At 65.5% G+C, this 11,913-nt stretch carries 10 protein-coding genes; 2 read left to right on the top strand and 8 right to left on the bottom strand.

Annotation, left to right across the window (positions count from 1 at the left end; genetic code table 11):
* Positions 1–47: 47 nt before the first annotated feature.
* The 3 genes from JQ639_RS24765 to JQ639_RS24775 form a co-directional block, all read right to left on the bottom strand.
* A complete protein-coding gene (locus tag JQ639_RS24765; RefSeq protein WP_211968909.1) occupies positions 48–521 on the bottom strand; it encodes a hypothetical protein in 474 nt (157 codons plus the stop codon).
* Between the two features lie 187 nt (positions 522–708).
* Positions 709–1,881, bottom strand: coding sequence for an SPOR domain-containing protein (locus tag JQ639_RS24770; RefSeq protein ID WP_211975017.1), 1,173 nt, complete (start codon positions 1,879–1,881; stop codon positions 709–711).
* A 99-nt stretch (positions 1,882–1,980) separates the two neighbouring features.
* Positions 1,981–2,562, bottom strand: coding sequence for a TetR/AcrR family transcriptional regulator (locus JQ639_RS24775; RefSeq protein WP_349644580.1), 582 nt, complete (start codon positions 2,560–2,562; stop codon positions 1,981–1,983).
* A 161-nt stretch (positions 2,563–2,723) separates the two neighbouring features.
* Between JQ639_RS24775 and JQ639_RS24780 the strand changes: the two genes are divergently transcribed.
* Together JQ639_RS24780 and JQ639_RS24785 are read left to right on the top strand one after the other, a co-directional pair.
* Positions 2,724–2,975 carry a hypothetical protein gene (locus JQ639_RS24780; protein ID WP_211968907.1) on the top strand — a complete coding sequence of 84 codons (252 nt, stop codon included), beginning with the start codon at positions 2,724–2,726 and terminating at the stop codon, positions 2,973–2,975.
* Between the two features lie 192 nt (positions 2,976–3,167).
* Positions 3,168–6,569, top strand: coding sequence for an acyl-[ACP]--phospholipid O-acyltransferase (locus tag JQ639_RS24785; RefSeq protein ID WP_211968906.1), 3,402 nt, complete (start codon positions 3,168–3,170; stop codon positions 6,567–6,569).
* Between the two features lie 225 nt (positions 6,570–6,794).
* Here JQ639_RS24785 and JQ639_RS24790 read toward each other — a convergent pair whose 3' ends face one another.
* From JQ639_RS24790 to JQ639_RS24810, 5 genes are all read right to left on the bottom strand, one after another.
* A complete protein-coding gene (locus tag JQ639_RS24790) occupies positions 6,795–7,484 on the bottom strand; it encodes an alpha/beta fold hydrolase (RefSeq protein WP_211968905.1) in 690 nt (229 codons plus the stop codon).
* A gap of 60 nt (positions 7,485–7,544) precedes the next feature.
* On the bottom strand, positions 7,545–8,855 hold the full coding sequence (locus tag JQ639_RS24795) for a TadE/TadG family type IV pilus assembly protein (protein ID WP_211968904.1): 1,311 nt from the start codon (positions 8,853–8,855) through the stop codon (positions 7,545–7,547).
* A 145-nt stretch (positions 8,856–9,000) separates the two neighbouring features.
* Positions 9,001–9,876: a sulfurtransferase gene (locus tag JQ639_RS24800; RefSeq protein WP_211968903.1), complete on the bottom strand. Its 876-nt coding sequence runs from the start codon at positions 9,874–9,876 to the stop codon at positions 9,001–9,003.
* 47 nt (positions 9,877–9,923) lie between these two features.
* Positions 9,924–10,322, bottom strand: coding sequence for a PaaI family thioesterase (locus JQ639_RS24805; protein ID WP_211968902.1), 399 nt, complete (start codon positions 10,320–10,322; stop codon positions 9,924–9,926).
* A gap of 140 nt (positions 10,323–10,462) precedes the next feature.
* Entirely contained in the window at positions 10,463–11,671 is a 1,209-nt protein-coding gene (locus JQ639_RS24810) for a vWA domain-containing protein (protein WP_211968901.1), read from the bottom strand.
* Positions 11,672–11,913 lie beyond the last annotated feature (242 nt).

Below are 11,913 nucleotides of genomic sequence, written 5' to 3' on the forward strand. Positions count from 1 at the left end.
AATAGCCCGGAATAGCATTGGCGCGCCGCAGAGATTGCGCGCCTGCGTCACTCGACGACGGCCAATCCCTGGCGCTCGCACCAGACGCGCAGCGCATCACGGAGTGCCTCCATCTCGAAGGCATGCCACCGGTCGGTGAGGCTCCTTCGCTCCAGCAGCGCGCGGAACTTGCGAAATCCGCCCTTCTTGCCGAACATGTCCCGGATATCGTCGACGTCGCCGGGGATATATTTTTTAGCGAACTCCAGTGCGAGCGGCCTGCCTAAGCCCAAAGCTCGCCTGGAAGGGATCGCAACATATTTCGCCGTGTCGCTGAGATCGACCGGCAATTCCTCAAGCTGTGCCTCTCCGTCGATCCTCCAGTAGACCTTTCCGGTGCCCCGGCAGACAAATGCTCCGTGGGCCACAAAGATGCCGTCGGCGCTGGCGAACTCAACCGCTTCGAGCAGGTCCTGAAGGTGGCATGGCACAATCGCGACTCCGACGGGCAGGACAGGCTGCAATTCGGCGACCGAATGCACTCCGCCGCGTTCCGCACGGCTAGTACAGCTGACACATCCCCGCGGCGCAGCACAAGACGCGGCCGCTTTGTTGGCGATGGCAAGACGACCCCACTGCACGTGCCGCGCCTTCTCTTCAGCACGGCAACACATCTGCGAACGACAGGCCCTCTGCCACAACTGCGATGCGACATGTCGAGGTGTTACTCTAGTTCCTCAGTCGGGTGGCGCACGTTGAGTAGTAGCCACCGCCCCTCTCGATCCACTTCAGGCCACCATTGCTGTTGGTCGCCTTGTTGGCGATGTATTGATCGAGGCAGGTGTGCATCAGCGCCTCCGGCCTGTTTTCCGATGCATATTTGGGCGAGATGGAGGTCGGAAATATCAGCGACGTTGGCGGTGCGGCTGAGCCTTGCTGTTGCTGAGGGCTCTTTTGCTCTTGCTGGGAGGCCTTGCGCCCCGCATCAATGGAAATCCTTTGCACCGCACACATCCCGCCTGCAGTCTTGAGTTGCGTACAGAAGTCAGAAGCCGCAGTCGCGGTGTCGAACGGCCCGATGACAGCCCGATAGTAGATGCCATGCTCGCCAGTATCGGCACGGATCATCAGCGGCGAACGCGCCGCAAGAAGTGACGGATATGTGCTTTGCAGAATTCTATAGGCAGCCCGCGCATCTGCTTCACTTCGTTGCGAGGTGACCTGAACGCCGTAACGCTCAGGCGGCGGCTCGGGCATAGATTGTCGACCACGCGCCCGCTGAGGCGGCGGCTGTTGCAGGGGATCCGACTGTACAGAGCGCGTCGGTGACGGATTGCCTTCCGGGCTAAACAGGGAGACCTCTATTCCAAGCTTCTCCGCATCAGCGTTGCTCAACCATGTCACCGATTCCGGAGGCGGCGATGTGATGTAGAGAACCGCTTTGTAAGGCAGCCCGATCTTGTTCAAATAAGCTCCAACCAGCGCGTTGCCACCGCTTGTCACCTTGCCCGTCTGACCGTCATAGGCAGCGTGAAATCCGACCTGCGCGCGGGGCCCCATGAGCCGTCGCGTCCCTCCGAGCCACGCCAGGGCGCACGACGAAGCACAACGCGCCTGGTCGGGCACCAGTGTCGCGAAGTTCTTCATTCGAATGGTCTCGCCGATCTGAAGGCCCGCGATCAGATTGCCACCATCACTGTCAAACGCCACGATGGCGTTCGTGACCGGGACGATCTTTCTCAGGAACGTATCTCTGTCAGCCGTTTCGATCGTTCCACTGATCGTGATCAGGGAAGGCCTGTCGGCGCCCAGCGAGTTCACCTCAATGGTCGCAGCGTGCGCAGGCGACGCTATTGCGACAAGCGCGGCGACGGCCAAACGCCGGCCAACAAGCGACCACATTCCAATGCCCCCGCCCACGACCTTATTCAGGCCGAACATCTCTCAGAACACAGCGGGAGACAACTCCGGATTGAGAATCCACCAGCACTTCACCAGTACTCACGCGCGCATCGCACTCGCCACATACACATCCACCAGCTGTGCCACCTGCTGGCGCAGCAATGGCGCGGGGACGGCGACGAGACGGTCTTCGAGGCCGAGCGAGACGATGCCGTGCACGGCGGAGAACATGGTGCGGGCGAGCAGCGCGACCGCGTCGGCCGGCGCATCGGGCAGGAGCGCGGCGAGCGGCGGATAGAGCAGCGCGAAGGTGTCCTGCACGCGGTCGAGCAGATCCTGCGGGAACGGACGGTCGTCTACCATGCGGTGTTCGAACAGCGCACGCAGCAGATTGGGATGGTCGGTCGCGAAATCGAGATAGGCGGCACCGAGCGCATGGAGCTGCCGTACCGGATCGGGATCGGCGATCGCCGCCATCCTCTCGCGCAACCTGCGCACGGTCTGGCGGCTGACTGCGAGCACCAGGCCATCGAGATCGGCGAATTCCAGATACACCGAACCGACCGCGCAGCCCGCAGCTGCGGCGACGTCGCGCACCTTGAGCGCCCGGAGGCCCTTTGCCGCGATCAGATCGCGGGCGATGTCGCGCAGCTGTTGCCCCCGCGCGCTCAGTTCATCCACGTCAGCAGTTTCCGCGTTCACCAGCAGCCCTCATTTCGGTGCGATTTCCGGCGCGATCACGAATCCGTGATTTATGAGCATTGCTCTTGAGCAACGCTCATGCTCTTGCTACACACGATCCGTGAACAATGTTCACGACTTTCATGCCCTGGGAGACAGCCATGACGCAAGCTCTTCTGATCTACGTTCCTGCCTCGACCCCGTCCCGCCGCACTGGCCAGCGCAGCCCGTGGCGCCGCATGGTCCGCGCGATGCGGGACCTGGTGATGGGCCCGATCGACCGCCTCGCCCGGGCTGCCGACGTCGGCCAAGTCCTGGAGGCGCGCGCGGCCGGCCGGCCGGGCCGCGCCACCTTCACGCTGCGCAGCCTGTCGCCGTGTGCCGCCTTCAAGCACCTCAAGCATCTGACCTGAGGGACAAATCGCGGCGATCGACGCAACGCTCCGTTGACGATCCGCATCCGCCGCGGCGGCCAAAAGCCGCCCTTCTCATCGAAAGTTAAGAACTTCCGGCGGCATGATCGCGACTTATTGCCGAACCTCTTCCGGTTTTTCACCGGGCGCCCGACCCGCCTCCGCCCGTTTCAAGTCTGCAAGGACCTTTCCATGATCAAGGATCTGATGACCACCCGGCGCTTCGCCCCGCTGTTCTGGGCGCAGTTCTTCTCGGCGCTGAACGACAATTTTCTCAAGAACGCCCTTGTCATCCTGATCCTGTTCGGCGCGGCCACCGGCCACGGCGACTCGCTGGTGACGATCGCCGGCGCGGTGTTCATCTTTCCGTTCTTCGTGCTGTCGGCGCTCGGCGGCGAGATCGCCGACAAGTATCCCAAGGCGCTGATCGCGCGGCGGCTGAAGTTCGCCGAGATTTTTGCCGCGGCCTTCGCCGCCGCCGGCTTCTTCCTGCACTCGGTGCCGCTGCTGTTTGTCGCGCTCGGCCTGTTCGGCATCGTCGCGGCGCTGTTCGGCCCGGTGAAGTACGGCATCCTGCCCGACCAGCTCTCCACCGGCGAACTCGCGACCGGCAACGCCCTGGTCGAGGGCGCGACCTTCCTCGCCATCCTCGGCGGCACGATCGGCGGCGGCCTGTTCGTGTCGGAATCGAGCCACCCCGGCTATGTCTCCGGCGCGGTGGTGCTGCTGGCGATCGCCTGCTGGCTGTCGGCGCGGCAGATCCCCGCGACGACGCCGGCGGCACCCGATCTCACGATCACCCGCAATCCGCTGACCTCGACCCTGCGTCTGCTTGCCTCCCTGAAGGCGGAGGCGCGGCTGTGGGACGGCATGATCATCGTGTCATGGTTCTGGCTGGTCGGCGCGGTGGTGCTGTCGCTGCTGCCCGCCGTGATCAAGGCCAACATCGGCGGCACCGAGGGCGTGGTCACGCTGTGCCTCACCGTGTTCGCGGTTGGCATCGCCACCGGTTCGCTGGTCGCCGCCCAGCTCAGCCATGTCCGGCCGAACCTCGCGCTGGTGCCGCTCGGCGGCATCGTCATGGGGCTTGTCGGCCTCGACCTCGCCTGGACCATCGGCCATGCGGCGGCGGGCAGCGACATTCATCCGCTGGCGTTCGCGACCAGCGGCACGGGCCTGCGCATCCTCGTCGACTTCTTCATCTTCGCCATCGGCGGCGGCCTGTTCGTGGTGCCGTCGTTCGCCGCGGTGCAGGCGTGGTCGGCGGCGGCGGAGCGCGCCCGCGTCATCGCCGCGGGCAATGTGATGTCGGCGGCGTTCATGGTGGTGGCCTCGCTCGGCGTCGCGCTGCTGCAGTCGGCCGGCCTTGCCGTCGCCTGGATCTTCTTCGGCCTCGCCATCGCGAGCTTCGCGATGACGGTGTTCGTGATGCGCAAGTGGGGCGAAGCGGGCGTGCGCGACCTCGGCGCGCTGATCTTCAAGGCGCTGTTCCGGGTCGAGGTGCGGGGCCTCGAAAACCTGCCACCGGCCGGCACGCGCATGCTGATCACGCCGAACCACGGCAGCCTGCTCGACGGTCCGCTGCTGCATGCGGTGCTGCCGATCGACGCCGCCTTCGCGGTCGATACCGGTATCGCCAATGCGTGGTGGGCCAGGCCTTTCCTCAAGATGATCCGCCACTACACCATGGACCCGTCGCGGCCGCTGGCGACGCGCGACCTCGTACACCTCGTCAGCCGCGGCGAGCCGGTGGTGATTTTCCCCGAGGGCCGCGTCACGGTCACCGGCAGCCTGATGAAGGTCTATGACGGCGCCGCGATGATCGCCGACAAGGCCGATGCGGTGGTGGTGCCGGTGCGCATCGACGGCGCCCAGCGCTCGTATCTCGGCTATCTCTCGAACGGCCAGGCCAAGCGCGTGTGGTTTCCCAAGATCACCATCTCGTTCCTGCCGCCGGTGAAGCTGCCGGTCGATCCGGCGCTGCGCGGCAAGGTGCGGCGTATCCAGGCCGGCGCCGCGCTGCAGGACGTGATGATCGATGCCATGGTCAAGACCGCGATGCTCGACCAGACCCTGTTCGAGGGGGTCGTGCACGCCCGCAAGCTGCACGACACCGGCAAGCCGATCATCACCGACGCGCTCGGCACGGCGCTGACCTACAGCAAGCTGATCCTCGGCGCCCAGGTGCTGAGCCGCAAGCTCGAGGCCGGCACCGCGGTCGGCGAGAATGTCGGCGTGCTGCTGCCGAACTCAGCCGGCGTCACCGTGGTGCTGATGGCGCTGCAGACCATCGGCCGCGTGCCGGCGATGCTGAACTTCTCGGCCGGGCCGGGCAGCGTGGTCAGCGCCATGACCGCGGCGAAGGTGCGCACCGTGCTGACCTCGCGCGCCTTCATCGACAAGGGCAAGCTCGACAAGCTGATCACCGCGATCGCGGCGAATGCCCGCGTCGTCTATCTCGAGGACATCCGCGCGACCATCGGCCTCACCGACAAGATCAGGGGTCTGCTCGACGGCAGCACGCCGCGCGTGCGCCGCAAGGCCAACGATCCGGCGGTGATCCTGTTCACCTCAGGCTCCGAGGGCACGCCCAAGGGCGTGGTGCTGTCCCACCGCAACATCCTCGCCAACGCGGCGCAGGCACTGGCGCGGGTCGACGCCAACGCCAACGACAAGGTGTTCAACGTGCTGCCGGTGTTCCACTCGTTCGGCCTCACCGGCGGGCTGATGATGCCGCTGCTCGCGGGCATTCCGATCTTCATGTACCCCTCGCCGCTGCACTACCGCATCGTGCCCGAGCTGATCTACCAGACCGGCGCGACCATCCTGTTCGGCACCGACACCTTCCTCACCGGCTATGCCCGCTCGGCGCATCCGTATGATTTCCGCACTCTGCGCCTCGTGCTCGCCGGTGCGGAGGCGGTGAAGGAACGCACCCGCGCCATCTACATGGAGCGGTTCGGCATCCGCATCCTGGAGGGCTATGGCGTCACCGAGACCGCGCCAGTGCTGGCCATGAACACGCCGATGGCGAACCGCCCCGGCACGGTCGGCCGGCTGTCGCCGCTTATGGAGTACCGTCTCGATGCGGTCCCCGGCATCGAGGAGGGCGGCCGCCTGTCGGTGCGCGGCCCCAACGTCATGCTTGGCTACCTCCGCGCCGAAAATCCCGGCGTGCTCGAACCGCTGCCCGATGGCTGGCATGACACCGGCGACATCGTCAGCATCGATGCCGGCGGCTTCATCACCATCAAGGGCCGCGCCAAGCGCTTCGCCAAGATCGCTGGCGAGATGGTGTCGCTGTCGGCCGTGGAAGCGATGGCCTCCGCGCTGTGGCCGCAGGCGCTGTCGGCCGCGGTGACAGTGCCCGATGCCCGCAAGGGCGAGCGCATCGTGCTCCTGACGACGCAGCGCGACGCCAGCCGCGAGGCGCTGCAGGGCCGCGCCAAGGCGACCGGCGCATCGGAGCTGTCGGTGCCGGCGGAGGTGCGGGTGCTCGACAAGATCCCGCTGCTCGGCTCCGGCAAGACCGACTATGTCGGCGCCACCGCGCTCGCCCGCGAGCTCGCAGCGCCACCGCAACAGGTGGCGTGAGAAACTGACACGCTGTGCCCCGCGCGACGCGCGGGCGCGTTCCCCACCGCGGCGACGTCAGAAAGACGTGGATGGCCGGGACAAGCCCGGCCATGACGCAGATTTGGTCGAAGCAACTCGGCACTCTCTACCGTCATGCCCGGCCTTGTGCCGGGCATCCACGTCTTACTGCCTCACCGATCGCACCGGACTCATAATGACAGCCATGAGCCAACCGACAGTCCCTCAGCTTTCGTAGCTAAACCGCCCGTGTCTCAGAAACGCGATGGTCTGACAGATTGCCGCAGGGTGGCTCACCAATTGCGGATGCGAGGTCGCGATCACCACATGGTCATGCATGCCCTCGAGCCGGGTGTTGCGTACCGAGACACGGCCATCGTTTGGCTTCGGCAGCACCAGTGACGCCAGTGGATAGAGCGAGCGATTGCCGGCGACGATGCCGACGGGATAGTCCGGCGGCGGAAGCAGCGCCTCGGTCACCGGGTCGCGCCGGGTGACCAGTTGCTGGCCGGCAGGACCGAAAGCCGCACGGTAGAGCGCGACATCGCGCAGCAAATCGGCGATCTCGCTGCCGCCGTTGGGCGTGCCGAGCATCACCACGCGCCCGAGCCGCGGCGGACGGTGGCGTGCCAGATAGGCCCGGACGACAAGCCCACCCATCGAGTGAGCGACAAAGTGCAACGGCCCGCGCACCTCGGCAGCAAATGCCGCGATCGACGGATGCAGTTCGTCGGCGAGCGTCGCCAGCGTAGCGCGGCGGCTCGGGTAATCGAGATTGAGCGTCGCGAACCCGGCATCGGCCATCGCCCGTTCCATGCCGCGCAGCGAACGCGCGGTGCGGGCAATGCCATGCAGAAGAACCACTCCGCCCCCGCCGGACGACGGCGTCACGGATCGCTCGCAGGTCTCAGGCATCGCCGGCTCCACGTCCACCGGCTTCATGTATGTGGCGCCGACGAGGCGCGCAATTCCACGTCAGTTCGTCAGGTGCGCCTGCGCCACGGCCTTCTGGAACAGCGCGTTCATCGCTTCGCTGATGCCCTGTGTCGGACTGACCTCGAAATAGAAACCGTCCGACGCGCACGCCTGCATGCTCTTGGCGATCTCGCTGTTGGGAGACGGCCCGTACGGCCCCTTGTTGAAGGGATCGATCCAGTTCATGTACCAGCTGTTGGTCGGCAGCTGCAGGTAGGTGGTGTAGAGCACCGCGATCTTGACGCCACGATCCTTCATGGCCTTGCAGCCGGCGACGTTGAGCGGCTCCTGGCAGCGCCCGCCCGTGGTCTTCTTGAGACATGACCCGGGATAGTAGGCGTCGGCGACGCCGTCGGAGACGAAAAACACGAACTTCTGCGGATCGGTCGAGGCGCCGGTGCCCGGCGTCGGCACGACGCCGTTCATGGCGGCAAGCACGCCATCGAAATCGGTGCACTGGTCGTTGTTGTAGCCCTGGTAGGGCACGGTCATCAGATCGATGCTGCTGGCCGACGTCTTGGCGTTGCCGAGATTCGACGTCAGCGGCGCGATCGTGGTCAGGCCGGCGACCGAGCACGACGACCCCAGGGTGTAGATCGCCATGCGAAACTGGCTTGGATAGATCGCGGTCGCGGTTGCCGTATCCATCAGGTTCTGAGTCGCCTGCCGCACCACGTCGATCCGCATGGTGACGCCGGCTTTCTGGGCGATATCATAGTAGGTGTTCTTGTCCAGCCTGGTCATGCTGGAGTCGGTATAGATGTTGTGGCAGGCGAAGGCGCATTTGTCCGACGTCTTGCCGACCATGACCGCGACATCGTCCGGCGTCGCCGCCACGCCCATGGACGGCGAATTGTCGAGCAGCAGATAGAAGTCGATGTAGGGCGGCAGGCCGACCTGCGCCGTCGACGAGCCGTTCACCGTCAGGCTGTTGAAGCCCATGATCTGCATGATGGTGGTCGGCACCACGCTCGACGCGGTCCCTGTCACGGTGCGACCGCTGGCGCTGTCGTTGATATCGAAATTGACCGCACTCGCGGCGACGCCATAGGTCGCGAGCTGCGCGTTGAACATGTTGAGCGCATGGGCCTTGACCGTATCCGCGGGCAGGTTGGCCTCGGTGCGGCTGGTGGCCATCAGCACGGCGGCATCGAGCGCGGTGGTGATCTTGGCGCGGCGCTGGTTGGCGAGCGAATAGTCGACCGCAGCACCAACGCACCCGAGCACCGGGATCACCGCGATGCCGAACATAATGGCGACATTGCCACGCCGGTCGGCGAGAAATCTGCGAAAACCCCCGAAAAACGTCATGCGCTGGCCCCGGAACGCAACTAACAGCGCGCGGAGCGTACGTTTAGACATATTAAGAAACGGTAGGATGATATCCCGGCTTTCCGGGATTTCCCGTGGTTTCAGCGCCACTTGGCGGCGCCGAATACCGGCGCCGGTTGGCCGGCTAGCCGCTCTCGATCGGCAGGGCGGGATCGTTCGCCCACTCTCCCATCGACGCATCGTAAAGCGTCAGATCGTCGAACCCGAGACGGTGCAGCATGAACAGGTCAAGCGTGGCCGAAATGCCGCCGCCGCAATAGGCGATCACCCGCCTGTCGCCATTCACGCCCTTTGCCGCGAACGCCGCTTGCGCCACCTCCAGAGGCACCAGGGTCTTGAGCTCGGGATCGACCAGCGTGGCTGCGGGCACGTTGACGCTGCCGGGAATGCGCCCGGGCCGCCCGTAGCGACTCGCTTCGCGGCCGGCGAAATGCGAGGCCCCGAGCGCGTTGACGAGACACGTGTCGTCGCGCCCCAGCGCGGCCCGCACCGCATGACGATCGACAAAGAGGCCGGCGCGCGGCGACGCGACGAAGGCGGCCGGCGGATAGCCGCGCGGCGGTCCGCTTTCGGTGGGACGGCCTTCGGCCGTCCAGCGCTCGAACCCGCCGTCGAGCACCATGACGCTGTCGAAGCCGAGCGCACGCAGCATCCACCAGAACCGCGTCGCCCACATCATGCTGCCGATGCTGTAGAGCACCACACGGGTGTCGGGACCGACGCCATGCCGGCCGAACGCAGCTTCGAGCTGCGCGACCGCCGGCATCATGAAATGCAGCGGCGTGTCGCGGTCCGAGAACTCGCCCTGCAGGTCGAGGACATCCGCGCCGGGAATATGCGCGGCCTCGAAGCTGGCGCGTCCGGAGGCGACGACATAGGGGCCGGGATGCTCCGGCGGCGCCGGTTGCAGATAGGTTGTGCAGTCGAACACCCGCAGGTCCGGCTCATCCAGCGTTGCCGCCAGGTCCGCCGTCGTGATCACTCCGCCCCGGTCGGCCATGTCTGGCACTCCTCCTGCCGGTGACATCTGGTCTCGTGCCGGTGAGATCAGCCGAGCACCAGCTGCGTCTGCGTCACCAGCGCGACCAGCTTGCCCTCGGCGGTCGCAATGCGCGTCTGCCACACCATGGTGCGCCCGCCGCGATGCACCGGCGTGCTCTCACCCACGAGGCGCGTGCCGACCGGCGCGCCGCCGATGAAATTGGTCTTGCTCTCGATCGTGGTGGTGCCCGCCCCCTCCTTGAGATTGGCGACGGTGCCAATCGCACCGAGGGTATCGGCAAACGCCATCAGCGCCCCGCCATGGACCACGTCCGGGCGCGTGCAGAGATCGGGGCGCACGGTCATGTGCCCGACGATCCTGTCCGGCTCGGCGCTGACCAGCTCGATTCCGAGCAGCGCGGCCAACGGCAGCGGCTGATCCTTCAGACGCTCCAGCAGACTCATGTCGACCTCCCCATGCCATGCGCATCGCGCTGTCGATGCGACCGCGCGTCAAGGCCACGGACCGGCCGGCACACTAACGCACCGCTCCAGACGAGGGAAGGTAAGCGTTTTGCATCCGGCGCGCGCAGTACGCCGCGACGTCAGTTGGTGAGATGCGCCGACTTCTGCAGCGCCAGCGCGAACATGCGCTGCATCGCCGTGTTGATATCGCTGGCGCTGTCGGCCTGGAAGAAGAAATTCGGCGAGGCGCAGGACTGCAACGCAGGCAGGATATTGCTGGCAAAGGGCTGCACCATGCTGGTGTAGCGCACGTCGCTCAGCGGGTTGTAGTTGGTATAGAGCACGGCCACGGTGACACCCTTGTTCTTCAGGCCGGTGCATGCCGCGGGGTTGAGCGAGCCGCTGTAGGGCGTGCCGTACCAGGCGCCATAGGGATTGCTCAGGGTATCGTAATTGCCCGACGTGAAATTGAACGCCTGGTCCTCGACGCCATCGGTCACCAGAAACACGAATTCAAACGGCGAGGACTGGCTGCCGTTGCCGGAGTTCGCCGTCACCACCCTGCGGCTGAGCCAGTCGACGGCATCGCCGATCTGGGTGCCGAGATCGGTGGTCGGCAACTGGATCGCCGTGTTCGCCGCCTGCACCGCGGCGAGATTGTTCGTTAGCGGACTGACCGTGGTCACGGTGTTGGCGAAAGTATAAAGGCCGATGCCGAACTGGTTCGGTACCGTCTGCTGCGCGATCGCGGTGGAGATCAGTTGCGCTGTCGCGTTGCGCAGCGCATCGATCCGCAGCTGGGTGCCGGGCACGTTCGGCAACGTATAGCCGGGATAGGTGCCGTTATAGGCATTGGGCGAATGACAGGCAAACGCGCAGCCATTGTTGGCGTTCTGCATCGCCGTGATGTCGGCGGGCGTCGCACCGATGCCCATCGACGGCGAATCGTCGAGCAGCAGATAGAAGTTGATGTAGCTCGGCAGGGAGGCGCTGGCCGTGGACGCGCCGCCGACCGTCGTGAACGTCGAGCCGATCAGCCCGGGCACGATGCTCGGGATCGTCGCGGTGTACGAGACGCTCGACGTCAGCGTGGACGGCGCGGTCGTTGTCGCGGCGGCATAGGTGACGGCGACGTTCAACGAGTTGATGGTCACGCCGCTGACCTGGGCAGCCTGCGTGTTGAACATGGTCTTGGCCTGCGCCTGTCCCGTGGTGCCGGAATTGACATAGGCGGTCATCGCGACGCTGGACACCGCCTGCAGCGCCGCCGCATCGGCGATGGCATTCAGCTTGGTGCGCGTGGCAATGATCATCGCGAACTGCACGACACCAAGCGTGGCGAGAGCCATCGGAATCATCGACACGGCAAAGCCGAGCGCGACGCCGCCGCGCCGATCGTCACGCCAGCGCCGGAGACGCAGAAACCACGGTCTGAAAAAATTCACGCACGACAACATGCGGGCCGCCTCTGGACCAACACGAACGACTGAAATGATACCTGTTATCAACGCGGCGGTATTATTGGGTTGGCCCGCTAATGGAAGATTACCGTAGGTCGCGAGACTCGGCGGTATCGGCGAATATTCTTCGC

It is taken from the genome of Bradyrhizobium sp. U87765 SZCCT0048 (assembly GCF_018131225.1).
Taxonomy (GTDB): Bacteria; Pseudomonadota; Alphaproteobacteria; order Rhizobiales; family Xanthobacteraceae; genus Bradyrhizobium_A.

What these genes read in the sequence shown, in the direction of transcription:
- JQ639_RS24770 (WP_211975017.1), bottom strand. Translation starts at nt 1,881, where the DNA reads ATGTGGTCGCTTGTTGGCCGGCGTTTGGCCGTCGCCGCGCTTGTCGCA.
- JQ639_RS24780 (WP_211968907.1), top strand. Translation starts at nt 2,724, where the DNA reads ATGACGCAAGCTCTTCTGATCTACGTTCCTGCCTCGACCCCGTCCCGC.
- JQ639_RS24785 (WP_211968906.1), top strand. Translation starts at nt 3,168, where the DNA reads ATGATCAAGGATCTGATGACCACCCGGCGCTTCGCCCCGCTGTTCTGG.
- JQ639_RS24790 (WP_211968905.1), bottom strand. Translation starts at nt 7,484, where the DNA reads ATGCCTGAGACCTGCGAGCGATCCGTGACGCCGTCGTCCGGCGGGGGC.
- JQ639_RS24795 (WP_211968904.1), bottom strand. Translation starts at nt 8,855, where the DNA reads ATGACGTTTTTCGGGGGTTTTCGCAGATTTCTCGCCGACCGGCGTGGC.
- JQ639_RS24800 (WP_211968903.1), bottom strand. Translation starts at nt 9,876, where the DNA reads ATGGCCGACCGGGGCGGAGTGATCACGACGGCGGACCTGGCGGCAACG.
- JQ639_RS24805 (WP_211968902.1), bottom strand. Translation starts at nt 10,322, where the DNA reads ATGAGTCTGCTGGAGCGTCTGAAGGATCAGCCGCTGCCGTTGGCCGCG.
- JQ639_RS24810 (WP_211968901.1), bottom strand. Translation starts at nt 11,671, where the DNA reads ATGGCTCTCGCCACGCTTGGTGTCGTGCAGTTCGCGATGATCATTGCC.